Origin of the sequence: Acetivibrio saccincola (assembly GCF_002844395.1) — a bacterium.
Taxonomy (GTDB): Bacteria; Bacillota; Clostridia; order Acetivibrionales; family Acetivibrionaceae; genus Herbivorax; species Herbivorax saccincola.
Map to the genome: position 1 here is coordinate 3,333,866 of NZ_CP025197.1, position 24,800 is coordinate 3,358,665.

A 24,800-nucleotide genomic window follows, 5' to 3' on the forward strand; every position below is an offset into this window, starting at 1 on the left:
ATCTATAATCTATGCTCATCTTCAAGGCTTATCTCATCCAATTTAAAACGCTCTTTTGAATCTAAAGGAAACCATGCTCTATGATTAATACTCACAGTGCCATTAGAAATGTAATCTAGTAAATTATTAATAAAATAGGCGTAGGATAAATCTTTAAGTTTATAGAAATGCCATTTTGAGCATTCTTCATTCGTAACTGGGTCGTTTGTCCAATATTTCATAAAATAATTTTTGCCTAGCACTAAATGATTAATATAAGACTTGCCGCCTACATTAGTAATTTCACTAACTCGTTCTATCAAATCTCTACAATATTCTCTTTCATAGTCATATGAAAATAACCCAATAAAACAGTTTATATCTGTTACCAATTCAGCAATTTGATTTAATTTTAATAATGTTACTCTCAAATCAGTTATATTCTGCTTAGATTTCACTTCTATTACTGCTCTAACTGAATCAGGTGTAACAAATACTAAGTCGCCATCCTTAAATAAAACAGGATATCTACTATCATACACTAAAATATCTACCTGACTAGAACATACTTCACCATTATGAATAAAACCTCTAGCAATTTTAATATGTTCAGGCATATATCTTCTTATAACATGACGTAATACCGACTCTTTTAATTCACCATCTGTTAGATAATGAGGGTCATTCATCAAAAATCTTATTCTATTTTTTGACGAACAAATCTCTTCACCTATAGACTTATAGTAATTTATTAAATCCAAATAATATCACCTCAACAAAATCATTATTTTTATAGAAATTTTTATTTTTCATCTTTACTCATGTTATATTTAATTTTACTTAATTCCATTATAATACAATTTTTAACTCTATTCTATTTAATCTCTAGATGCGATAGCGTCAATTTATTGTAGGAAAAAGAAAAGTAGATGGCATCCCATTTTTTATTTGTGCAACTATTTCAAATAACGGTCTCTTAGTAACGAAAGTGTTTTACATCATTTTGAGCCTTATTTTCTTTTATAATTCCTCTAACTTATTGTCTATTATACCATATAACTCTTTCTTTCTATAAAGAATTCATTTTACTCAATACTTGTGACAAATTAGTACGTTTTGTTATCTATGTTCCTTCACATTTTAACGCTACTTTTAAAAGAAAAAAGTATTTCTATTGTACCATTTTCCATTTTGTCAAGGCTAAAACAAGCGGGCAAAGCCCGGCCTTGACAAGTAGTAGGGCTCCGCGGGTCATGGTACTAAAGTTTTGCTTTTTTCTTTTCTTTTTCTTTTTTTATGTTTTTTCTTTTTCTTTGTCTTTTTTCCAGATATGTATAATTCCTATTGGATAGGCTTACTTGTAAACTTTCCCGTAATTTTTGCTTTATTATTACCTCATCCCTATCCGCATATACCTATAATACGCCTTAATTCTTTATATAAACCAGTTTTACACCCCTTATGAATAACAGTTAAATTACTATTCCATACACTCTCATACCTGTTTGATGACTTCTTTAATTCCTTAATTAATTTTTCCTGAATTTCTTGCCTACTAGATGCTAACTTTTTTTGTTTTTGTGCCATAACTATGTCATATACCTTACCGCCATTCTTCTTGTATATTATTAGCTTTGACATCTTTTCTACACCTTTTCTCGACCAGCCTTTAGGTCTTGAACTTAAACGGGATGAAAATACATGACTCACATGACCTTCAGCACTACAACCCACTATTCCTCTGTTTGACCTTATTTCTATACCATCCCAATTATTTAAAATATATCGCTTTGCATTTTTTATAGCCTTTATTTTATTTTCATTATCGCCTGTCTTTTCAATTATCTTTTTAAAAACCTTTGTTAGCATTTTTTTATCAGATAAATTCAAAGCCTCCTGTAAATCTTGGCTTATTGCTTCATCATTTAAATGTGTGGTCGCAACTCTTACGTATTTTTGAAGATGGTATCTATCAAGTACAAATTTACTTTTTGAAAGACAGTTAACTCCTTGCCTTATCCATGACGCCCCATCTCCTGATATATACACCGTCTCTAAAAAATCAACGTCATATTGTTTATATATGTATTCCGATACTTCAAGCCACAAATCTTCTGAATTCTTATACACTCCCCCAAAATATCGAACATTCTTTAATACTTTTCTCTTCTTATTACTTTTTTCAAAGTCAATTCCCTCATGCACATATACAAGTTTTGGCATAATTGTATTTCTCTTGCCCTTCTCATTCTGTCTCAATATACTTTTTTGTTGTAATGCTACATGGTCCTCATCGGCCTCAACATACAATATTTTTACTTCTCTCTTTTTATCTACTTTTATTTCAGGCTCAACTATTTCAATATTATGTATTTTATTCATCACTGCTTGTTTGCTGATTTCATCAATATATGTCGCCTTTTCTCCTGCCTTTCTGTAGCTGCTGTCAGCTGCTTCATCTATTGCATTAATTACAACATCGGCACTTACTCTGTCATGTGGTTCTACACCTACAATCCTGTCGACTAGGTGTTGTCTATTACCATTTTCCTTATGCTTAAAATATGTCCTGTTATAACTTAGTGTTCCAAATGTCGTTAAAATAGCTGTTTTATCTTTTCTTATAATTTCCCAATACTGTTTCCTTATTTCACAGTTACGGAAATATTCATCCATATCTTCAAGCACTTCTTTAAGTATATCGCGTCCAAGTTTAAATAAATCTTCTTTTAGACCAAGAACAAGATCAGCTAAGTCTTTTCCTTCTTCAATAAAATTTTTTATCTTTTTTTCAATTCTTTTTACCCCAAATTCATTAAAATGTTGTATACTATTATACATAGAAGATGTCATCCTTTCTATTTATTATTTTTGCTTAATTAATATCTTAACAGGATGTCATCTTCTTTTCAATTATATATGGTATTTTATGTCTCATTCCCTACAATAACTTTACGCTAACCTAGATGCCCTTGGATATTGAATGCAATTAATATCTATTAATATCTATAAAATATTTCACCTAAAAATTTGAATCTCGGAAGATGATATGTAAAATTACCTCCAAATCTCTAAAAGGATTTAGGGAAAGGAGGTGAGCGCACATGGTATCCGTAGACACAATCAGAGCATACACATTTGCTTATATTAATAAAAATTATCTTATAAAGAATGGATGGAGAAAATGGGTAATTAGAAAAGACGGTACTATTACTTTTTTTAAAAAGGATAAGCATCTACTATTTTGGTACTTCCCTCAGGGAATACTGTTAATTAAATTTAGTATTCCAAAGTTTTTTTACGGTACAAACGCCAAAGTATTTAACTTGGACAATGCTAGTCTAATTATTAAGTTAGTAAATCATAGAATTAAAAGGCTTTTTCCCTCAAGCAGTGGTATAGTTCCATTTGAAAACTGGACCTGCTCGGAAATTCATCCTTTTACTCATTTATATGCGGATAATGTAAAAGACAAAATCACTTACCTGGAATGTCTTAAGAAATTATACTATCCTAGGCTGAAAAAACATACGTATCCAATGGGGATACAGGCTAGAAACAAAAGCCGCTCAATTACAATTTACAGTAAATCAGATGAAATAAAATTTAGGGCTGATAATAGGCCTTCTGCAATATCACTTCAGGATTTATCAATAAATAATATAGAAAATGTAATAAGGTTTGAATATCAACTCAAGAAGTATTCTTTAAAATACCAATTTAAAAATAACAAAAAAGTAAAAGATGTTCTGAGAAAAGATTTCTGTAAAAGCATACTCCAAGCAGTTATGAAAGACATTGGCCTTGATAATTCTTTTCTATACAAACAAGAAGTCATCAGCAAAATTAAAAAGGAGTTCAGTAAGGTAAAGGCTAGAAACTTAATAGAATTTGCCATTGATTACAACGAAAAACCAGAACATTTCATTAATGCAAAATATTCAAAAAGAACACAAGGTAATTATCTAAGAATACTAAAAGAAAGGAATATTAATCCTGTATTCCTTCCAAATAAAGTAAACAAGAAGATTGATTTTACTGATTTCGAAGAACAAACTAAACCAAGCCTCAAATTTACTATTTTAAAAATAATTTTACTATCAGCCCTTTTAAGAATGTATAATACAACACATAAAAAATATTATATCAAGCCTGAAGCCTTGACCTCGATATTTACTGCAGAAGCATATTTTCATGAAGATGGAGGCGGGTAGCGCTAATATAGGCTGTATATATCATAGGGAAAATTAATCCCTTTTTCCAAATAACCACAACTACAAACTGTCATCTAATAACCATATAAAAACTTTAACACGTGTTAAATTCAAATTTATACGCAAGTAAGGTCATTATGTATTTTTGAAATACACAATGGCCTATTTGTGCTTGTATTTCTATACAAGCATACTTTGTTTTTCTAATTTCTTCAGCATATTTTTTTGCTGCTGAGTCGTAAATTGAAAATAACATAAAGTGGAGTTTACAGATTTATGTCCTAGCCAAAATTGAACTTCTTTTATATCCAAGTCTGATTCTGCTAGATGCACTGCAGTAGAATGTTTCAAACAGTGAAAATGCCATTTGTTTTCATCTTTAATTTTTGCCATTTGGCAGTATCGCTTCATTAAATAATCCAGCATTTTCCTGGAGATTGGATTTTGCTCCTGGCTCTTAAAAAGTACCTCTGATTCTTCTTTAACTCCATATTCTTTAATGTATTGATTTAGAATTTTAACAGTTTGTTTATCTAAGGCAATGGTATTATTCCAACTACTTTTCAGTCTCTTACAGTATAACTCTCCTTTGGATTTATTGTAGTATTCCAATTTTAATAGCCTGATTTCCGAGGCTCTAAGTCCGCAGCGATATGCTACTCTAAAAATACATAAATTACGGAGTGCATGCCTATCACCAGAGTTTTTTATTGCATTAAATAACCTACTTAATTCATCCTGTGTAAAATATTTTATTATGGTATCCATAACATCCTCCTTAAACTTGGACAATATATTCATAATGTCCAACCTTAAGTCACTTCACATGCCTTGATATTTCTACATTTACAAGAATCGTTACTAAAACCAAACAGAATGTTGGACATTACTTAGCAATTTATTAGCAGTACAAGTAGGCATTGTTTACTTTATTATAATTGCTTCATAACAAATATAGCGCATAGTGTCCAAGTTGTAAGGTCCTTTTCTTCAAAAATTTCTATTCTTTAAAATAATCTAAGCAAAAAGACTTTCAGGGTTACCCGAAAGTCTTTTTGCTATGCTTCTTTAAATACTTCTTGCAAAACAGATTGCATTAATAGTTCACTGTCTTTTTTAGACTGCTCAATATTCTTTTCAAGTTCATCACATAAATCCATTAACTGGTCTACTTTTTCTACAATGCGTTTTTGTTCGCTTAGTGGAGGTAAGGGAAATAAAATATTACTCCACTTATTTTTATTTATTATTGGGGTAGCAGAGCCAGTTGCCCTTGCCAATACTTGCTTATAAAAATATGGTGATGATAAAAAATAATATAAAAATTTTCCATGCATATTACCATATGCCGTAATAGCATTTATTTGTTGATTACACGAACAATCTCTATCTGTATAATAACATTTACCTATGGAGCCACCTATACATACCATCATTACAGAATCTTTTGGTATTAATCTTCCTTTATTAACACCTAATAATGTAAGACTTTCATTATTATAATTAATACCTTTATCTGTTATATCAGCAGGTTTAATAAATGGGATTTCACCATTAAAATATTCAGGATGCTTTGTAGATGGCGTTGTTCCTGTATGTGTTTCTCCAATTTCACCTAACCTCACCCACTCCCATCCTTCCGGCAATTCATAGGGAATTTCATCTTCTGAAATAGGTGGCAGAGGTTTTTCTTTTTTAATTTTGCCTTCCTTTATAAGCCTTTCTTTTTCTTCTTTTATTCTTTCTAAAAGAACACTTGCCGGTTCATCATTAGGGTCTTGCGGCACAAGTTTCCCCTGTACGGCTTCTTGAAGGATGCTTTGGCGAAGTCTAGTTATGTAATCTAAGTTTTTTTCAAAAATTAAATTTAACTCATTAATCCTTGGCTCAACTTCTTCTATTTTTTCTCGCGCTAGTTTTTGATACTCTATGCTTGGTAATGGTATACAATAATTTATAAAATTCCTCATATTTATAGCCAACTTTGAGGTTCCAGTAGCAGTACTTTTAACTATAGTATCTTTATTTAAGTTGAAATAATAAAAATAAAACTTCAAATCAACCTTATCTATTAATTTATCTTTTGGAGTTAAGACAAAGCATAAATCACTGGCTATAAACTTACCATTTACATAATGAGTTCTACCTAAAGAACCTGCGGCACCTGCTGCAAAAACCAATGCTTCACAGTCATGCGAATACTCATTATGTGTTTTCCATTCTGCACTTGCAGTTATAAAATCAAATTGTCCCTCAACATTTTTAGAACTTTGGACTAATCCTTTTTCAACATTAAAAACGTCTCCTATTTTAAAGAATTTACTATCCAATTTACTATCCATTGTTCAATACTCCTTTTAATTCATGAAGCAAATTCTTACTCTTTTCTAAATTCTTATCTATTCTATCTATTAATTCATCAGTCGAGAGAACAAATTCTTCAGTTTGTTTATCGGGATTTTTTATATCCAAATTATAATTCCTGCTCTTTATCTCCTCTATACTAACCTTCCAAGCATATTGATTCTCTTCTCTGTTATTCCACCACTGTTTTTCAAGTTCAAACTCTTCATGTCTTATTGGTTTAGTCTTTGTATACTTCTTATATCCCTCTGGCAATGGATGCTCAAAGAACCAAATTTCTTTTGTCGGTTTTCCCTTTTCAAGGAACAAAAGATTAGTATTAATATCTGTATAAGGTGCAAATACGCCGTTAGGAAGTCTTACTATTGTATGGAGGTTAAATTCCTCAAGCAATTTCTCTTTGATAGTAGTTTTCACACCTTCTCCAAAAAGGAATCCATCGGGCAATACTATTGCAGCCCTTCCATTGTCCTTTAATAAATACATTAAAAGCACCATAAAAAGGTCAGCAGTTTCTTTTGTTTGAAATTGCTGTGGAAAATTAACCAGTATGCCATCCTCTTCAATACCACCAAAAGGCGGATTGGTTACAATGATATCCACCTTATCTACAGGTTTATAATCCCTTACATTACGAGCCAGGGAGTTATCATGTCTTATCTTTGGTACGTCAATATCATGTAATATTAAATTTGTGACTGCCAGCATATAAGGTAAAGGCTTTTTCTCAATACCAAGTATGGTTTCCTGTAAGGTTTTTTCATCCTCTATATTCTTAACTTGTTTCTTCAAATGCTCTAAAGCACATACGAGAAATCCGCCAGTTCCACAGGCAAAATCCAAAACTTTTTCTCCCAATTGGGGATTAACCATATCCACCATAAATTGGGTTACAGGCCTTGGGGTATAATATTCTCCTGCATTCCCTGCACTTTGTAAATCCCTTAGTATACTTTCATAAATATCATTAAATAAATGCCTATCTTTTTGAGTCGTAAAATCTATTTCATTTAACTTATTGATTACCTGTCTCATTAAAGTTCCAGATTTCATATAATTATAAGAATCTTCAAAAACAGCCTTTACGATAAACGCCTTTGGGTTGCTGTTTTCGTCCAATTTCATTTCTTTTAACTCTTTAAAAAGTTTGTTGTTTACAAAATCTAAAAGTTCATCGCCTGTGATGCCTTCATCATCTGCAGCCCAATCTCTCCAGCGCAATCCTTCTGGAATAATTGGGGTGTAATCGTCATCCATTAGTTCCCATTCTTCTTCTTTTGCATCAAATACTTTTAAAAATATCATCCAAACAAGTTGGGAAATCCTTTGAGCATCTCCATCAACGCCAGCGTCCTGGCGCATTATATCCTGTACTGCTTTTATAGTTGCAGATATCGACATTTTTTGCTTCACCTTCCTAATCTATGCAGTATATATTTCTTTTTGTAATTCTTTAATTGCTTCTAAATATTTCTTCTTTCCGCCAAACCTTTTAACTATTTCAATAGGAGAACCGAACTTCTTAAAATCAGGAACTTTAAGTATTTCTAAGTTCTCTAAATTTTCAATTCCTTCATCAGCATACTTTTCCAGAAGCGCTTCCAATACTTCCCTCGCACTCTCGCCATACTTTGTAAAATAGTTTCTTTTCTTTACATTATTAGCCCTTTCTCGTCTTGTGAGAGGAGGCATGTCAAAGGCTATGTGGCAAATCAAATCAAAGGGGTCTAAATCCTTTCCTACCTCATCTTTCAGTTCTTCAAAAAATACTCCTCGTTCTTCTAATTCCTTTATGATTGCCTCTTTTCTATCTGCTTCATTCCATTTTCTAAGGAATTCATCAAGGGTTTTAAATTCATTTTTTATATTTTTCCTGGTGTAGGAAACCAGTGATTCAGTTATCAATTTGCCATTTTTATCGTAATAATAAACCCTCTCATGTATTACCTTTACAGGAACATCATCTACATAGTACTTGGCCGGAGTTTCATTTATATTCCCGCCATCTATAATCTCGGGAGGAATATCACCTTCGTTACCATCTTCAGTATTATAGTCCTCGTCTGGTTTTCCTACTCCACCTATACCTTCTTCCTCGTCTTCTGTAGGAATGTCTCCTTTCGTAGTCTTAACGCTTACAGGGTCTCCATCGAAGTCTGGGTCTGCGAATAATTTAGTAACTCCTCTGAAGTCTATAATGGTAAAATATTGCTTTCCATAATCTTCTCTTATTCTTGTACCCCTACCTATGATTTGTTTGAATTCAATCATACTATTGATATTAGCATCTAATACAATGAACTGGCAAGTCTGAGCATCTACTCCAGTTGTCATTAGTTTGCTTGTTGTAACCAAAACAGGGTATTTGCTTGCAGGGTCAATAAAATTATCCAGTTCAGCCTTGCCTTCTTCGTTATCCCCTGTAATTCTCATGACATATTTGGGATTCTCCGCTACTAAATCCGCATTTTCATTGACAAGTGCCTGTCTCATTCTTTCGGCATGCTCAATATCTACGCAGAAAAAAATTGTCTTAGCAAACCTGGAATTATTCTTTTTTAAGTAATCAGACACTTTTTTGGCAACAATCTCTGTCCGGTTTTCAATGACTAAGTTTTTATCAAAATCCTTTATATTATATTCTCTATCCTCAATTTCAAAGCCATACTTGTCCCTTTTCCCTTTTTCCGGCCTATAACCTTCTACATCTCTATCCAATATTACTCTTATAACCTTGTATGGAGCAAGAAAACCATCTTCGATTCCCTGCTTTAGTGAGTAGACGTAAATAGGTTCACCAAAGTATTCTATATTTGACACGTCCTTTGTCTCCTTAGGTGTTGCCGTAAGTCCTATTTGGGTGGCGGGAGAAAAGTATTCCAAGATTTCCCTCCATGCGGAATCCTCTTTAGCACTTCCCCTATGGCACTCGTCAATAATAACTAAATCAAAAAAGTCTGGTGAGAATTGCTTATATACATTTTTAAATTCATTTTCACCTGAAATTCCTTGATATAGTGCCAAATAAATTTCATGGGCTTTATCTATCTTTCTGTTGGTGATTTTCGTCATTTTGTCGCCGAAATATTTAAAATCATTTGCCATAGCCTGGTCTACCAAAATGTTCCTATCGGCTAAAAATAGAATTCTCTTTTTAGCCCTTGATTTCCAAAGCCTATAGATAATTTGGAAGGCTGTATAAGTTTTCCCAGTACCAGTAGCCATAACAAGCAGAATTCGTTTTTGTCCTTTGGCAATTGCCTCTACCGTTCTGTTTATGGCAATACGCTGGTAATATCTTGGGGTCTTTCCATCTTGCTCAAAATAATATTCCTGTGTAACAATTGCTTCTTCTTTTTCAGTGATTCCTTTTGCACTTTTATATCTATTCCACAATTCCTCAGGAGATGGGAACCGGTTAAGAGGTATTTCTCTTTCTTTTTTTCCTTCTTTAATTGTTCTGTCGTGTTCTAAAAATGCATCTCCATTACTTGAAAAGGCAAATGGAATATCCAGTATTTCAGCATAATTCAATGCTTGCTGCATGCCAGCCCCTACTGGATGCTTATTATCTTTTGCTTCTATGATAGCAAGAGGTATATTGGATTTATAATATAGTATATAATCTGCTCTTTTCCTTTCTCCTCTTGTAACCAATTTTTTTCTGACGATAATTCTTCCGTCGGTAAAGGTAACTTCTTCTCTAATTTGTCTTTCTAAATCCCATCCTGCATTTATTAAAGCGGGGGTTATGTATTTAGAACATATATCCCTTTCAGATAAATCCTTCTTGTTCACCAATATCACCCCGGTCCTAATAATTAAATCCTAAACATAGATGCCACACTTATCAATATTTTATCATAAGTGTCCAAGAATTAGCAATTTGAATCAACTTTCGCACATAGTTAATGTGCAGTGAACATTGAAAAATCAATAGTTTTTGGCAATAAAGAAGTTCAAGAAACCTCTTATATGTGATATAATAGAAGTGAATAAAACCCATTAAAATCAACACTTTGGAGGTTCTTGAACATGTCTATTATATCACATAAGATGAAAGCAGAAAATAGGTTTTCTATGACAGTTGATAACTTTTTCAAAAAGTTTTCTGTAGGCTCATTGCTAAAACAGGCAAATGCATATAAAGAAAAGGGTGTCCCTTGTGTCAAAGTTTTCAAAGTATTATTCAAACTTGTTTTTACAGGTATGAACTTGTTTATGAATTATGAAACCGAAAATTCTGATATACATTTGCAAAGGATGTAGCCTACAGATTCCTGAATTCTATGCATATCAACTGGCAGAGATTTCTCTTGTTACTTTCTGCTAAGGTTATAAACCATCATATTGCTCCACTAACAACAGATGAACGAGCTGATGCATTTGTGATAGACGATTCCTTCTTTAGCAGGACAAGAAGCAAAGCAGTAGAACTCCTATGCTGGGTCAAAGATCATGCTGACGGTAATAAAAACAAAAAAAGGCTTTCGTATGCTTACTCTTGGTTGGACAGACGGCAATTCATTTGTTCCTGTAGCCTTTAACCTCTTAAGTTCAGCAAATTCAAAGGTTCGTATCAATCCAGCGAGACAATGTATAGATAAAAGAACTGTTGGGTTTAAACGTCGTCAAAATGCCTTGACTACTTCGCCGGAATCTGCTCTTTCAATGCTGAAACAAGCTATGTCTGTGGGCATTAAGGCAAAATACGTCCTGTTTGACAGTTGGTTCTCCTTTCCGGCTACTATTATCAAGATTTGCAAAATGAATCTTAATGTAATAGCCATGTTAAAAGACACGCCAAAGATTTACTACACGTTCAATGGTGAAAAGAAATCATTACGCGAGATATACCGAACTGTCAGGAAACGTAGAGGAAGGGCAAAATACTTGGCGTCTGTCGCGGTAGAACTGCACGACAAAGAAGATAACCTTGTTCCAGCAAAAATTGTCTTTGTACGTGACCGAAGAAATAGGAGCAAATGGCTGGCTCTAATTTCAACGGATATGAATCTTCCTGAGTCAGAGATAATCAGGATATATGGAAAACGCTGGGACATCGAGGTGTTCTTTAAAATGTGCAAGTCATACTTAAAGCTTGCAAAGGAATTCCAAGGCCGTTCGTACGATATGATGGTTGCCCATACTACTATTGTTTTTTCAAGGTACATCATGTTAGCGGTTGAAAACCGCAATAATACTGATTTGCGTACGATTGGTGCTTTGTTCTACTACTGCTGCGATGAACTTGAGGATATCAAATTTGTTGAAGCATTGCAGCTCATAATAGAAGCTTTAAAAGTAACTTTACAGGAAAAACTGTTTTTGTCAAAGGAGACAATTAACGAACTTTTGGGCTACTTTGTCTCTTCTTTGCCCGATTATATCAAGGCAAAGCTATCAGTTGTTTCCTGCGAAAGTTGATTAAAATACTTTTATCTTTAACCGGCAGCCTTAGTACAACGGTTATAAACCGTTTAAGTAATAAATGTTGTAAACTTATTGAATTTATACTTAAAAGTTTTCTATTATCAATATTTTGATTAAAATTTTAAGAGCAGTTAATCTGCTCATTTTTATTATACAAATTTGAAAGTGTTATGCAATACTTATTTTTCCAAATTTTATTTTGAATCCTACTGGAATTTGAAAATTTGATTATCGCGTTCCTATTTTAATTTGAAAATATTCACCAATTTGTGGTAAAATTGACCTAAAATAATTTGAAAATATTATCTAATTTAATTTGAAAATTTACATGGTAATGAAGAAAAATAGTCTTCTATATTGTCAAACTGTTCTTGTTCCCGACTTTCCTTTAACAGGGCTTCTTTACGTCTTTCTGCTTGTTTGATATTATTTTGCTGTTCCGTTATTAGTTGTTGAACTTTTGCAATATCAATTTCTGTGTCATTTATCATTTTCTGAAGCCTTTCATATTTAAAGGTTCCAGAATCCTCTAATAGTTGGCGTTCAATCAAAGTATCCAACTTTGATACTAACCTAGTTTTATTTTTCTCAAGTATCTTTATTTCATCTTTAATTTTGGCAATCTCCTTATCAAAAAGCATTTGTTCATCAGTTCCGTATTTCTCGTAAATATATTGCTGATATTCTTTAACTAACATAAATGCTTCTTTAAGTCGCTTAAAAAAATCTTCTTTTATCAGATTAAACGCTCGCTCTTCTTGTACTGAATAATAGCCATCGCAGTAGTTCCGACCCGCATTAAAACTATTGCATTTATAATATACTTTTGCTTTACCTCTTTTTCCATTGGCCAATTTAGGTGCTGGCTGTAGAGAGGATGTCATTCTTCCGCCACATCCAGGACATCTTAAAATATTTATAAACATTTTTTTATTTGCATCGTCAAACTGCTGTTTTGTAATCCCACGCATGGCATCTGCTGTATTTTCATTTACTCTAACTTTTCTTCTGCTGCGTAAACGCTCTAATGCTTCAAGAAAAACATCTTCCGGAATTATTGCTTGATGGTTTCCTAAAGGCAAATCATAAAAGTTTACATCAAATATAGTTTTCTTTTCCCAAACCCGCACACCTTCTTCTGTTTTTTTCTTCTGCCTACGTTTTGCCCAAAAAAGTCTCGAACAATATACAGGATTTTCTAAAATTTTTTGAACAGTTGCAGTTGCAAATTGTTTTCCCGCCCTTGTTTTATAACCATGTAAATTTAAGTATTGGGCTACATTTTTTATACTATACTTTTCTCTAACAAATAAAGTAAAAATCAATTCCACTATAGGTTTTTCTTCTTCATTTATAATAAGCCTCTTCTTTATATCTTTTTTCTTTGTTTTGCTGTTTTGATTTTCTTGAAAGTTATTTTCTTGCTTTACTGAGAAATACTCATATTTGTACCCATAGGGAGGTGGCCCTCCAAAATAATTCCCCGCTTCTACAGATTTGCTCATACCGTCAATTACCCTTTCCCTAAGTTGGTCGATAAATAATTCATTGAGCATGCTGTATATACTCACCATAATTTTTGCATTTTGCCCATTTATATCCCCATTGAAAGCGCCATCACAGGTGTAAAGCCTTAAATTATTTTCCTTCAATAATTTGAAAATCTGAAGTGTATGGCTGATACTTCTACTGATGCGGCTTAAATCATAGCAGCATATACCATCATATTGCCCTCTTTCTAACTTATCCAACAGTTCTTTTAATTGGTCTCTCTCTAGTATAGTTGTTCCAGATATTCCAGCATCACAATAGAAATCAATATCTGCATCATTATATCCTTTACTTTTTAAAAGAAAAATGCATCTCTCTTTTTGCACATCCAAGGAATAAGCATCATCTGCAGCCTGTCGTGCCGATGAAACCCTTGTATATACTGCAATTTTACCCATAATAACATGCCTCCTTCCTGCGCTTCTCTTCTGTTCTTAGCATAACACATGAAAAGCACGGATAATTTGGAGTCATGTATTCGGTAAATCACGGGTCACCATTATTAATGTTTTATTATTCTTTTTTGATAAATCAACCAAAAGGTCTAAAACCTCCTTTGACATTTTAGAATCCAGGTTACCTGTAGGCTCATCGGCAAATACAATATCAGGGTTTGCCACAAAAGCCCTGGCAATGCCCACCCTTTGCTGCTGTCCCCCACTCATCTGGGTAGGTTTGTACTTTTAAATGCTTAGAAAGCCCTACTGCCTTTAAAATTTCAACGGTCCGTCTGGTTCTCTCTTTTTTGGGTATACCTCTGAATATAAGAGTCAGGGCTACGTTTTCCACAGCATTCAGATGATTCACAAGATTATATGATTGAAAAACAAACTCTATGTTCTTTTGCCTGAATTCAGCAGTTTTTTTCATTTAACTTCTCAATGGAAATATTTTTTATTCTTATACTCCCCGTTGTGGATTTTTCAAGACCGGCAAGAACGTTTAACAGAGTTGACTTTCCGGAACCCGACGTACCAAGGAAACAACAAATTTGTTAATAAATTAACATTCTGTTCATAAAATATAATATACTATCCTCCGGCTTATCTATTCCTGATAATAAACCCCGCAATACTCAGCTCTTAAGGTTTTTTAAATCCTGGCTTATATTTTGACATTCCACTTACATTTAATATATAATGTTTGTATTATATTTTCGGAGGGCTAATGGTATGAGAGTTGGAATCGGGCAGGACAGCCATAAATTTGACTTTAACGATAAATCAAAAAAACTTATTCTAGGCGGGGTTGTGTTTGAAAACCACCCACCCTTAGAAGGCAACAGCGATGCAGATGTTGTCCTTCATGCCATAACCAATGCCATTTCCGGCGTTACCTGTGTCAACATTCTAGGAAAGATAAGCGATAAACTGTGCCTTGAAAAAGGCATCAAAGACAGTAAAGTATACCTAGAAGAAGCTTTAAAATACTTAAACGGCAGAAAAATTGTACATGTATCAATTTCCATAGAATGCCTTACACCAAAAATAAGTCCTAAAATACCTGAAATGAGAAAAAGCATTGCCAATATCCTCTCAATTCCTGAGAACAGCATAGGCATAACTGCGACTACAGGAGAAGGACTTACTGCATTTGGGCAGGGTAAAGGTATTCAGGCTTTTTGCTGTGTAACTATTGATTAGCCTGCTTTATTGGGACGGTAATATAGACGGTTGTACCCTTTCCCTCTTCACTTTCAATTTCCATTGAGCCTTTAAAATTATTTTTTATTATGTGATAAGATATATAAAGTCCAAGTCCCGTACCCTTTTCCCCTTTTGTGGTTATAATATTTTTTAAAAGCTTCTTCCTTACATCTTTAGGTATTCCCTTGCCATAGTCGGTAACTTTAAACTTTACAATGTCTTTTTCCTTTTCTATCAATATACCAATTTCTCCAGCATTATTTTCATAGGAGTCAATTGAATTTGAAATTAAATTATTCATTACCTGGACAAATTCATTTACACTTCCCTGTATCTCAAGGCTTTCCTCTGTTTTTATGTCTGCATTTAATTTACAGGTAGCTTTTTTTAGCTGGTATCCCATAAGTATTTCTACTTTTTTTATCATATCCTTAATTGTAAAACTTTCATCTCCTGAATGCTTCTTCACAGCTGCCTGTTCTTTTACCGTGGCTATAACATCCGATAAATATGAACAGTAGGGCTTTATTTTTAAAATATGCTCCCGCATTTCAGCTGCTATCTCCTGGTGATCCTCATCTGTAACCTCTTTGTCCCCTATGGAATTCTCATACTCATCTACCAGGCTCTTTAACTCTTCTAAGCTTCCCGATATGGACATTACAGGAGTTTTTAAATTGTGGATTATACCTGCGGTAATTTCTCCTAACCGGGCAAGTCTTTCTCTTTCAATAATTGTGTTGTTTCTTAGCTTACATATTTTTATTATTTGAATAACTGAGACGGCAATTACAGCTCCCAGAATAATAAAAACTATAGGCATTAGCATCTTGCTGCTGAAAAAACCTTGGGCTTTCAAAGCATCCGTTGGTTCTATTTGCAGAAAAATCATATTTATCCTCCAGATTATAGTGTATACCGCTGGCAAAAACAAAAATCCTCTAAACTTTAACTATGTTGTTTTCTATTATATTGTTTCCTATTATATGGTTTTTTCTACTATTTATATTGTTTTTTCTACTATAGCCTTTGCAAATACCAAATCCTCTCTTGTGGTTATTTTAATGTTGTCATAGCTGCCGTTTACAATCCTGGTTTTAATTCCTAACATCTCTGTAAGGGTTGTGTCATCAGTAGCAATTATATTTTCCCTGTTTGCCTTTTCATGGGCTTTCATAATTGTGTCATACAGGAAAACCTGGGGTGTCTGGATTGACCACAGGGTTTTTCTGTCGTACGCCTTTTCCACAAAGCCATCACTAACTGATTTTATAGTATCCTTAACGGGGACAGCTGCAGTTACCGCTCCAAATTCCAACGCCTCCTGGACACAGTTTAAAATTATTCTGCTGTTTACAAAAGGCCTTGCCCCGTCATGTATAACCACAACATCAGACTGCTTATTTACTTCCACCAATCCCTTGTATACTGAGTTTTGCCTTTCCACTCCCCCCGATACCAGCTTTTTCACCTTTTCAAACCCGAATTTGTCAACAATATTTTCTTTACAGTAAAATATTTCTTCTTCATTTACCACCAAAATAATTTCATTTATAGCAGGGCATTGTTCAAATACCTCAAGGGTCCTGGCAAGAACAGGTTTGTCACCAATGTATATGTACTGCTTGTTTATATCCATATTCATCCTGGTTCCTTTGCCGCCTGCAACAATAACTGAACTTATAAAAAGTTTGTTTTTTCTCATATCAAACTCTCCTGTTCTTTATCTTTTATAACGTAATTTATAAAGTTAAAAGCTGTTTTTATCTATTATTTTAAAACTAAGTACTGTTGCTCTAAAAAATCTGAGTACTGATTCATTTTGTGTAAAAACAAATCCCCAGCTTATAAGCCAAGGATCTATGGCAAAATATTCGTAGTTTTAAACTAACTGCATAAAAACTGAAAAAGGTTATACTCTCTATTGCAGTCTTGTATTGTGCATTCTAAGCCGCAATGATTTTGGTAAATAATCTCTCCTCTTTTTGTAGGTTTTCATTTCCTCCTGAAGAGTATAAAAAATTTCGTCTGAAGACTCATTAAAAGAATTAATTACTTTGTCAAATGTCTTAGCTTGTACTAGGAAATTTAATTTTAGACTCTAGATATTTCTCATATAATTTCTCAAAGAAAAGCCCCTTATCAATTTTTAGTTTTATCAGACTGTCTTTAAAAGTTTCTCTAGATACACTAAAAATATCATGAAGATTTTCTGAATATGATGACGAAATTTTATTTAATAATTTTCTAAAGCTTTTATTTAGAACTTCACGCAAATTAACAACAATAACTCCCGAACCGGTTATATTTTCAAAACCATCAACAATATCATCAATTACCACATCTTTCATGCTCCCGATTAAACCATAAATAGCATAACTAACATATGTTTTTCCGGTATTATTTTCTCCTGTTAAAATAGTTAGTTTGTTTAAATCAACTTCACCGTTTTCAACATAACCAAATTTATTAAAACTTACTCCTATCATTTTTCCTCCTATTAAACTCTTATCAAAAGGAAATTTTGCATTAATATATTTTAAAAATTATGCTAATAAAACTACTTAATTACCTACAGAACTTCTATGACACAACATGAATTATTTCCAAAACTCATAATATTAGACAGTCTATATTTGTTTCTAAAAGCCTAATGATATAATATCATTATTTTCATCTAAATGGAATATCAAACTGTATTTTTTAGAATAACACTTTCAACACGTTATATTTTAGAATCAATCCCAGCCTAACCCATAAAAAAGAGCCGTGTAAAGCATTTTTTAACTACTTATACAACAGCTCCTCATGTATGCCTTATAATGTATATGTATTTTATATATGCAATATTTATAGTTTCAGTGATTTAAAAATCCATCAATTATATTTTCAACTTCAAAGGGATCCATGTTTTTTGCCAATACAAGTTCGCTTATCAAGATTTGCTTTGCACTACTTAACATTTTTTTCTCACCTGTAGAAAGCCCTTTTTCCTTTTCTCTTTGTATCAGAGTATTGACAACTTCAACAACTTCATAGATATTCCCGCTTTTTATTTTGTCCATGTTTTCCCTGTACCTTTTGTTCCAGCTGTCGTTGCTTATTTTGCTTTTGCTGCCAAGCATTTCAAATACTTTGTCCGCATCCTTCTCGCTTATTATTTCCCTGATTCCTATATTCTCTACATTTTCAGTGGGAATAAGTACTCTCATTTCGCCTATTGGGATTTTGACTACATAATAATTTTGCTTGTTTCCCAAAATCTCCTTTTCTTCAATTGACTCTATAATACCTGCACCGTGCATAGGGTATACAATCTTATCACCGACATTATACATATGAACTCCTCCACAAATATAAAAACATAGTTATTTTATTTATATAAAAATTAAAATATTATACTTTAGCAAGGTATAACAAAAAATACATTTGCATAAAAGAGAACTGCTTATTAAAAATAAATGCAATTAATTGAACTCTATATATAAGTATACTACATTGAGAAATGAATGTCAAAAATTTTTATTTTAGCATTTCAATGCACTTGTGTCAACGGTAATTTTTTACTGTAATCAATAATATACACGGACAAGATATAAACCCTCCGGCGGTGCTGTCTGACCGGCTTTTTTTCTATCCCGGCTTTCTATTATCCCCTTTACGTCCTCACATTTAAATTTCCCCCTTCCAACATCAACTAAAGTCCCTGCAATAATACGCATCATATTGTATAAAAAACCGTTGCTGGTTACTTCCAAACTTATTATGTCACTATTTTTTTCTAAAGATATGCGGCTAATTGTCCTTATTGAAGATTCAACAGTGCTTCCCACTGCCCTAAATGCAGAAAAATCATGGGTGCCGCGGAAAAATTCCGCTGCCCGCATCATTTCTTCAAAATTTAAAGAATAGGGAACATACCAAGCCCTGTTTCTTAAAAGGGGAGAGGGAAATTTTGAATTGTATATAAGATACCTGTAAATCTTAGCCTGTGCACTGTACCTTGCATGAAAATCCATATCCACTTCTTCTGATTTTTTCACCACTATGTCATCAGGAAGTATCCTGTTTAGGGCATGAGCAAATCTTTCCGGAGGAATGTTTGAATTTGTTTTAAAATTTGCAACCTGCCCGTATGCATGAACTTTAGAATCAGTCCTCCCGGACCCATTTAAAACAATTTCTTCCCTGGTAAGCTTTTTTATAGCGTCTAAAATCACACCTTGAATTGTTTTTGCGTTTTTTTGTATCTGCCACCCGTGATAATTTGTCCCATCATACTCTATTGTAAGTTTAATATTTCTCATAGCACATTCCTCGCTTAACCGTCACAAATTAGTCATCACACTTAATATAAAGAGGACACATTTACCCTGCTGTAATATGTCCCCTTTATTCTAAAACTATTTTTTATTGATTATTATAACCTTTAGATTTACGCACCCAGCATTGCCGCGCCTACAATTCCTGCGTCATTTCCCAGCTGTGCAGTCTTTATCTGGGTCTGGGGTATTTCCTCTTTACTGTAAACCCCCGCCTTTACCATTTCCTTTAAAGGATTTAATAAATAATCCCCTTCTTTACAAACTCCTCCGCCAATAACCAAAACTTCAGGCATAAATATATTTATAACATTTATAACTCCCTCAGCAATATATTTTATATATTGCTTTACAACTGCTTCTCCTGTCTCATCCCCAAGTTTTGCAGCATCAAATGCGGTTTTAGCATCTATTTTATCCAAATCCCCATCAACCAGCTTGTTTATGGCTGATTCAGGATTTTCCACTGCAGCACGCTTTGTCTGTCTTATCAAAGCAGTTGCAGACGCATAAGCTTCCCAGCATCCCTTTCTTCCACAGGTACACTGCTCTCCGTCCACTACTATAACTGTGTGTCCTATTTCCCCACCTGCAAAGTTAAACCCGCTGTAAACTTTGCCGTCAATTATTATACCGCTTCCTATTCCTGTACCTAAAGTAATTGTCACAGAAGTTTTTGTTCCCTTTGCTGCCCCTGCGGCGCTTTCTGCCAAAGCTGCGCAGTTGGCATCGTTGTCCACATAAACAGGCAAGTCCAAATACTTTTGCATTTCTTCCCTTATTGGTACGTTTCTAAAGTTTAAATTGTTGTTATATACAATTATTCCATTTTTACAATCCGGCGTTCCAGGGCTTCCAACCCCTATACTTTTAACTTTTTCCATTGGTACATTGGATTTTTCAATAACTTCCTTAGCCAGCATTGCCATATCTTTTATTATTTCCTGATACTGCCTTTGCCTTTGGGTAGGTACACTATCTTTATATATAATGTTCCCATCCAAATCAACCAGACCTGCTGCTATATTTGTTCCCCCAAGATCAATTCCTACACAATACATTTCTTTCCTCCCAAACATTATTTGTTATTTGCTCGAAAAATACATCATTATGATGCACCCTTATTAAATTCTATTGCTCCAACAATTATTATACTAGTATTTTAAAAAATTGTACATATAATAGCATGCCTTCAAATGCCAATACAAAAAGCAGCACCAAAATATCCCTTGCCGTTAGTTTAAGTTTTCTTAACCCGGTTCGTCCTTCCCCGCCCCTGTAGCACCTGGCCTCCATGGCCAAGGAAAGTTCGTCCGCCCTTTTAATTGTATTTATAAACAATGGCACCATTACGGGAATATAATTTTTAAGCTTCTTTACCGGGTTTTTTGTCTCAAAATCCACACCCCTTGACGCCTGAGCCTTTATTATTTTATTAGTCTCATCCAAAAGGACAGGTACAAACTTTAGTGAAATGGATATAATAAGTGCAAAATCATTTACAGGGACACCTACTATTTTTAGCGGCTTTAAAAGCTTTTCTATCCCGTCTGTAAGGGCTATCGGGGTGGTGGTAAGGGTTAATAGTGATGTACCTGCCATGAGAAGTAAAATTCTAAGAGCCAGTTTAAAGGCCCTGTCCAACCCTTCAAAGGTTATTTTAATAAACCCATATTCAAATGCCGTCCTTCCCGGGGTAAGAAAAACATTAATTAAAGCTGTAAAAATAATTATATATACAACAGGTTTTAAGCCTCTTAAAGTAAAAGACATCGGAATTCCGGCATGTTTTATCCCAAAGAAAATAAAAAGGGCAAGTATTCCAAATGCCACATATGATTTTGTAAAAAGTACAGTTATCATAAGAGATATTGTCAAAATAATTTTTATTCTTGGATCTGTCCTGTGAAGGAGTGAACTTCCCGGGTAATACCTCCCTAACGTCACATCTTTTAGCATTTAAACTTTCTCTCCCCCAAAACTTTTAAGTTTTAAAATTTTTTTAATCTCTTCCTTTGCATCTCTTACAGTAAAAACATCATCTTTTAAATCAGGAATAAAACTTTTTAAACTTTTCATAAAATACACCATCTCAGGAACATCAATCCCCATTTTTTTAAGCTCTTCCATACAATTAAAAATTTCTTTTTTAGGGCCGTCCATTTTTATCTGCCCTTTATCCAGCACTATAACCCTGTTCACAAACTTTACTACATCTTTCATACAGTGAGATACAAAAATAACCGTTAAATTTTTTCTTTTATAAAGATTTTGTACAATATTAAAAATTGCATCCCTTCCCCTTGCATCCAATCCTGCACCTGGTTCATCCAGCACTAATATTTCAGGCTCTAAAACCAGCACACCTGCCATAGCAACCAGTTTTTTCTCGCCCCATGAAAGCTCAAAGGGTGAGCTTTTTAAAATTTCATCACCAATACCTAAAATTTTTGCAATTTCTTTAACCTTTTCATCTATAAGCCCCTTGTCCATTCCCTTATTTTTCAAGCCATATGCTATATCTTCATATACTGTATCTTCAAAAAGCTGATGTTCCGGGTTTTGAAACAAAATACCCACACTGTTTTTTACATTTGCCTCCTTACCCCCAATACAGACGCTGCCGAATGTAGGCTTTAAAATACCTTTAAGGTGCTGCACCAATGTAGACTTTCCCGAACCTGTATGCCCTATAATCCCTACAAATTCACCATCTTCAATGGTAAGGTTTATATTGTCCAACGCCTTTTTTTCAAAGGCTGTCCCCTTCATATAAATATGTGTAAGGCTATCTATTTGTACTGCCATTTTTCCTCCAAAAGCTTTTTACTTTTATATTTCGCTTTTATTTTATATTTCATTTTTATATTATGTTGAATTAATATTTTATATTGATTATAGCACTAGACTGTAAAACCTTACAACATACCTTTAAATACAATAATTTCCTCTTGAAATTTATATGGCAATCCAATAAATTAGTGGTATAATTTAGTGGTATAATAAAAAAATGCACTAACTTTTAAAGGAGATTTCGTATGGAACACTATTTTTCAAAAGATCCGGATGTAAAGCACAATTTAGGCAAAATAAGCTACAGTATAAATGGTCGTACCATAGAAATAATCACAGATTCCGGAGTTTTTTCTAAAAACAAAGTGGATTTTGGAAGTGATTTGCTTATAAAATCAGTCCCCCCTTTTAAAGGCAAAGCCTTGGACATAGGGTGCGGATACGGTGTTTTAGGAATTTCCCTTGCAATTTTAAACCCTCATTCTTTTATTACAATGATTGATATAAACAAACGTGCAGTTGATTTAGCCGTCAAAAACATTAATTTAAACAATATAAAAAACGCCTGTGCCTTTTTTAGCGACGGTTTTTCAAATGTCACAGAAAAGTTTGACCTTATTGTAACCAATCCCCCAATACGGGCGGGGAAAAAGGTTATATATCCCATTTATGAAAACAGCATTAATTTTTTAAATCCAGGCGGGTCCATATACATGGTGGTGCAGAAAAAACAAGGCGCCCCCTCAACTGTTGAAAAGCTTAATTCTATATACGGAAATTGTGAAGTTGTAAACAGGAGCAAGGGATATTGGATAATTAAGAGTATAAAGAATAAATAAGATAAAACAATAAATAAGTGTACAAAGCAACAATTATAAATATTAAATATAAAATTTAAAATTTAAAATTAATAAATATAAAAAATCAAGAATGTAATAAATCCTTAAAGGCTTTTATGCCCTCTTCTGCCGTCAAAATGCTTTTATCGCATTTTATATATCCTTCCCGGGATAATTCATAAAATAATTGGGTAATTTCCGGAACATCAAGACCTGCCTTTTTCATGTAGCAAACATTAGAAAATATCTCCTCAGGAGTCCCGTCTTTTTGTATTTTTCCTTCATCAAAAAGCAAAATCCTGTCTGCTCTCACTGCTTCCTCCATATGGTGAGTTATGTATATTACAGTAATGCCCTCTTCTTTATTTAATCTCTCTACAATGGTCAGCACTTCTTTCCTGCTTAAAGGGTCTAACATGGAAGTTGCTTCATCTAAAATTATACATTCAGGCTTCATTGCAAGTATCCCGGCTATTGCAACCTTTTGTTTTTCACCCTGCGATAAATTTTGTACGGGAAATTGGCGGTAAGACTGCATCCCCACATCTTTTAAAGCCTTCTTTACCCTCTTTAATATTTCCTCCCTTGAAAGCCCTAAATTTTCAGGCCCAAAGGCCACATCTTCTTCCACTGTAGCAGCAACAATCTGGTTATCAGGATTTTGAAATACCATCCCTATAGTTTTTCTTATTTCCCAAATATATTTTTCATTTGTGGTTTTCACTCCATTAATATATATATTTCCCTTTGTGGGAATAAGGATGGCGTTTAGAAGCTTTGCAAAGGTAGATTTTCCCGAACCGTTTCTGCCTATTACAGAGACAAATTCCCCTCTGTCTATTTTTAAATTTATACCGTCTGCTGCAGGTTTACCTTTTGAATTTCTTTTGTATCTGTATTGGACATCCTCCATTTTTATAAGCATTTTATCACATCTTGTCATCTATTTTCCCTTAAGACAAAGAATGTCTTTATTTTTCGGACAAAAAATATCCTGTACTTATAACAAAAAACATCTTTTTATCTCTAAATACACTATAGGGGCCAAGTTGACGTTATAAGTCCCCTGACCCCTTAAAGCTTGACTTTTTCACTTAAACCAACTCTAAAATAACCATTTCGGCGCCATCGCCTCTTCTAGGACCAATTCTGTAAATCCTTGTATATCCGCCATTTACACCTTTGTATTTAGGTGCGATTTCATCAAACAGCTTGTTTACAAGGTTTATTCTGTTTCCTTTCTCGTCCTTTACCCTGTACAGCCAATTCATAGCCTTTCTTCTTGCAGAAAGTCTTGATGGGTTATCCACCGTTACCATGTCTGTTTTTACTTCTCTTTCAACAACTTCGTACGTATTGCCACGCTTTGACTCTTTGGAAACTGTAACTTTATTACCTTTTGCGTCAACTTTTGCAGTACTTATCTTGCCTTGCTTTGATGTATAATTATCGCTTTCTTTAATAGCTGCACTAATAAGTTTCTCTGCAATACTTTTAACTTCTTTAGCTCTTGCCTCAGTTGTTTCAATTCTTCCGTTTTCAATAAGGGCGGTTACCAAACCTCTAAGCATTGCTTTTCTTTGTGCTGTAGGACGCCCTAATTTTCTATGAGATGGCATTTCTCTAATACCTCCTTTGCATAAAAAATCAATACACTTA

At 33.7% G+C, this 24,800-nt stretch carries 20 protein-coding genes and 2 pseudogenes; 4 read left to right on the plus strand and 18 right to left on the minus strand.

Going from position 1 to position 24,800, the window contains the following annotated elements:
• Nucleotides 1-2: 2 nt before the first annotated feature.
• Nucleotides 3-740, minus strand: a complete 738-nt coding sequence (locus tag HVS_RS14885) for a DUF6602 domain-containing protein (protein WP_101300160.1) — start codon at nt 738-740, stop codon at nt 3-5.
• 640 nt (nt 741-1,380) lie between these two features.
• Complete coding sequence (locus HVS_RS14890; RefSeq protein ID WP_235827484.1) at nt 1,381-2,820, minus strand: ISLre2 family transposase; 1,440 nt, start codon at nt 2,818-2,820, stop codon at nt 1,381-1,383.
• 263 nt (nt 2,821-3,083) lie between these two features.
• On the opposite strand from HVS_RS14890, the gene HVS_RS14895 reads away from it, so the two are divergent.
• Nucleotides 3,084-4,193 (plus strand): hypothetical protein, encoded by a 1,110-nt coding sequence (locus HVS_RS14895; protein ID WP_101303553.1) that lies wholly within the window; start codon nt 3,084-3,086, stop codon nt 4,191-4,193.
• Nucleotides 4,194-4,373: 180 nt separating this feature from the next.
• Here HVS_RS14895 and HVS_RS14900 read toward each other — a convergent pair whose 3' ends face one another.
• The 4 genes from HVS_RS14900 to hsdR all read right to left on the minus strand — a co-directional run bounded on the left by HVS_RS14900 (nt 4,374) and on the right by hsdR (nt 10,355).
• On the minus strand, nt 4,374-4,961 hold the full coding sequence (locus HVS_RS14900) for a tyrosine-type recombinase/integrase (protein ID WP_101303555.1): 588 nt from the start codon (nt 4,959-4,961) through the stop codon (nt 4,374-4,376).
• Nucleotides 4,962-5,251: 290 nt separating this feature from the next.
• The gene (locus HVS_RS14905) at nt 5,252-6,535 is read right to left on the minus strand and encodes a restriction endonuclease subunit S (RefSeq protein WP_101303557.1); all 1,284 of its coding nucleotides are present in this window, start codon (nt 6,533-6,535) and stop codon (nt 5,252-5,254) included.
• Nucleotides 6,528-7,958: a type I restriction-modification system subunit M gene (locus HVS_RS14910; protein WP_101303559.1), complete on the minus strand. Its 1,431-nt coding sequence runs from the start codon at nt 7,956-7,958 to the stop codon at nt 6,528-6,530. Before HVS_RS14910 ends, HVS_RS14905 begins: the two co-directional genes overlap by 8 nt.
• 21 nt (nt 7,959-7,979) lie before the next feature.
• Complete coding sequence (gene hsdR, locus HVS_RS14915; protein ID WP_037306083.1) at nt 7,980-10,355, minus strand: EcoAI/FtnUII family type I restriction enzme subunit R; 2,376 nt, start codon at nt 10,353-10,355, stop codon at nt 7,980-7,982.
• Between the two features lie 237 nt (nt 10,356-10,592).
• Between hsdR and HVS_RS14920 the strand changes: the two are divergent.
• A pseudogene (locus HVS_RS14920) lies at nt 10,593-11,984 on the plus strand (IS4 family transposase).
• A gap of 317 nt (nt 11,985-12,301) precedes the next feature.
• Here the strand turns inward: HVS_RS14920 and HVS_RS14925 are convergent.
• On the minus strand, nt 12,302-13,939 hold the full coding sequence (locus tag HVS_RS14925; protein ID WP_101303561.1) for a recombinase family protein: 1,638 nt from the start codon (nt 13,937-13,939) through the stop codon (nt 12,302-12,304).
• 84 nt (nt 13,940-14,023) lie between these two features.
• Nucleotides 14,024-14,532 (minus strand): annotated as a pseudogene (locus HVS_RS17785) (ABC transporter ATP-binding protein); the annotation flags it as partial.
• Between the two features lie 181 nt (nt 14,533-14,713).
• Between HVS_RS17785 and ispF the strand changes: the two are divergent.
• Nucleotides 14,714-15,184, plus strand: a complete 471-nt coding sequence (gene ispF, locus HVS_RS14935) for a 2-C-methyl-D-erythritol 2,4-cyclodiphosphate synthase (RefSeq protein ID WP_101303563.1) — start codon at nt 14,714-14,716, stop codon at nt 15,182-15,184.
• Here ispF and HVS_RS14940 read toward each other — a convergent pair.
• From HVS_RS14940 to HVS_RS14975, 8 genes are all read right to left on the minus strand, one after another.
• On the minus strand, nt 15,174-16,079 hold the full coding sequence (locus HVS_RS14940) for a sensor histidine kinase (protein ID WP_101303565.1): 906 nt from the start codon (nt 16,077-16,079) through the stop codon (nt 15,174-15,176). The two genes, ispF and HVS_RS14940, sit on opposite strands and share 11 nt — an antisense overlap.
• Nucleotides 16,080-16,190: 111 nt before the next feature.
• A complete protein-coding gene (gene ispD / locus HVS_RS14945; RefSeq protein WP_101303567.1) occupies nt 16,191-16,892 on the minus strand; it encodes a 2-C-methyl-D-erythritol 4-phosphate cytidylyltransferase in 702 nt (233 codons plus the stop codon).
• Between the two features lie 364 nt (nt 16,893-17,256).
• On the minus strand, nt 17,257-17,676 hold the full coding sequence (locus HVS_RS14950) for an OLD family protein (protein ID WP_101303569.1): 420 nt from the start codon (nt 17,674-17,676) through the stop codon (nt 17,257-17,259).
• A gap of 369 nt (nt 17,677-18,045) precedes the next feature.
• Nucleotides 18,046-18,525, minus strand: coding sequence for a CarD family transcriptional regulator (locus HVS_RS14955; RefSeq protein WP_101303571.1), 480 nt, complete (start codon nt 18,523-18,525; stop codon nt 18,046-18,048).
• Nucleotides 18,526-18,759: 234 nt separating this feature from the next.
• On the minus strand, nt 18,760-19,494 hold the full coding sequence (truA, locus tag HVS_RS14960) for a tRNA pseudouridine(38-40) synthase TruA (RefSeq protein ID WP_101303573.1): 735 nt from the start codon (nt 19,492-19,494) through the stop codon (nt 18,760-18,762).
• Nucleotides 19,495-19,622: 128 nt separating this feature from the next.
• Nucleotides 19,623-20,570 carry an ROK family protein gene (locus HVS_RS14965; protein WP_101303575.1) on the minus strand — a complete coding sequence of 316 codons (948 nt, stop codon included), beginning with the start codon at nt 20,568-20,570 and terminating at the stop codon, nt 19,623-19,625.
• Between the two features lie 88 nt (nt 20,571-20,658).
• On the minus strand, nt 20,659-21,468 hold the full coding sequence (locus HVS_RS14970) for an energy-coupling factor transporter transmembrane component T family protein (protein ID WP_101303577.1): 810 nt from the start codon (nt 21,466-21,468) through the stop codon (nt 20,659-20,661).
• Nucleotides 21,469-22,317, minus strand: a complete 849-nt coding sequence (locus HVS_RS14975; RefSeq protein ID WP_101303579.1) for an energy-coupling factor transporter ATPase — start codon at nt 22,315-22,317, stop codon at nt 21,469-21,471. It abuts the gene before it with no gap.
• A gap of 230 nt (nt 22,318-22,547) precedes the next feature.
• Here HVS_RS14975 and HVS_RS14980 point away from each other — a divergent pair, with 230 nt between their 5' ends.
• Complete coding sequence (locus HVS_RS14980) at nt 22,548-23,141, plus strand: class I SAM-dependent methyltransferase (RefSeq protein ID WP_101303581.1); 594 nt, start codon at nt 22,548-22,550, stop codon at nt 23,139-23,141.
• An 85-nt stretch (nt 23,142-23,226) separates the two neighbouring features.
• Here HVS_RS14980 and HVS_RS14985 read toward each other — a convergent pair whose 3' ends face one another.
• Entirely contained in the window at nt 23,227-24,084 is an 858-nt protein-coding gene (locus HVS_RS14985; protein WP_235827409.1) for an energy-coupling factor transporter ATPase, read from the minus strand.
• A 151-nt stretch (nt 24,085-24,235) separates the two neighbouring features.
• Nucleotides 24,236-24,760: a bL17 family ribosomal protein gene (locus tag HVS_RS14990; RefSeq protein ID WP_101303583.1), complete on the minus strand. Its 525-nt coding sequence runs from the start codon at nt 24,758-24,760 to the stop codon at nt 24,236-24,238.
• Between the last annotated feature and the right edge of the window lie 40 nt (nt 24,761-24,800).

Bases quoted from the DNA above. Each gene is read 5' to 3' on its own strand.
- HVS_RS14890 (WP_235827484.1), bottom strand. From the start codon at position 2,820: ATGTATAATAGTATACAACATTTTAATGAATTTGGGGTAAAAAGAATT.
- HVS_RS14895 (WP_101303553.1), top strand. From the start codon at position 3,084: ATGGTATCCGTAGACACAATCAGAGCATACACATTTGCTTATATTAAT.
- HVS_RS14900 (WP_101303555.1), bottom strand. From the start codon at position 4,961: ATGGATACCATAATAAAATATTTTACACAGGATGAATTAAGTAGGTTA.
- HVS_RS14905 (WP_101303557.1), bottom strand. From the start codon at position 6,535: ATGGATAGTAAATTGGATAGTAAATTCTTTAAAATAGGAGACGTTTTT.
- HVS_RS14910 (WP_101303559.1), bottom strand. From the start codon at position 7,958: ATGTCGATATCTGCAACTATAAAAGCAGTACAGGATATAATGCGCCAG.
- HVS_RS14925 (WP_101303561.1), bottom strand. From the start codon at position 13,939: ATGGGTAAAATTGCAGTATATACAAGGGTTTCATCGGCACGACAGGCT.
- ispF (WP_101303563.1), top strand. From the start codon at position 14,714: ATGAGAGTTGGAATCGGGCAGGACAGCCATAAATTTGACTTTAACGAT.
- HVS_RS14940 (WP_101303565.1), bottom strand. From the start codon at position 16,079: ATGATTTTTCTGCAAATAGAACCAACGGATGCTTTGAAAGCCCAAGGT.
- ispD (WP_101303567.1), bottom strand. From the start codon at position 16,892: ATGAGAAAAAACAAACTTTTTATAAGTTCAGTTATTGTTGCAGGCGGC.
- HVS_RS14950 (WP_101303569.1), bottom strand. From the start codon at position 17,676: ATGATAGGAGTAAGTTTTAATAAATTTGGTTATGTTGAAAACGGTGAA.
- HVS_RS14955 (WP_101303571.1), bottom strand. From the start codon at position 18,525: ATGTATAATGTCGGTGATAAGATTGTATACCCTATGCACGGTGCAGGT.
- truA (WP_101303573.1), bottom strand. From the start codon at position 19,494: ATGAGAAATATTAAACTTACAATAGAGTATGATGGGACAAATTATCAC.
- HVS_RS14965 (WP_101303575.1), bottom strand. From the start codon at position 20,570: ATGTATTGTGTAGGAATTGATCTTGGGGGAACAAATATAGCAGCAGGT.
- HVS_RS14970 (WP_101303577.1), bottom strand. From the start codon at position 21,468: ATGCTAAAAGATGTGACGTTAGGGAGGTATTACCCGGGAAGTTCACTC.
- HVS_RS14975 (WP_101303579.1), bottom strand. From the start codon at position 22,317: ATGGCAGTACAAATAGATAGCCTTACACATATTTATATGAAGGGGACA.
- HVS_RS14980 (WP_101303581.1), top strand. From the start codon at position 22,548: ATGGAACACTATTTTTCAAAAGATCCGGATGTAAAGCACAATTTAGGC.
- HVS_RS14985 (WP_235827409.1), bottom strand. From the start codon at position 24,084: ATGACAAGATGTGATAAAATGCTTATAAAAATGGAGGATGTCCAATAC.
- HVS_RS14990 (WP_101303583.1), bottom strand. From the start codon at position 24,760: ATGCCATCTCATAGAAAATTAGGGCGTCCTACAGCACAAAGAAAAGCA.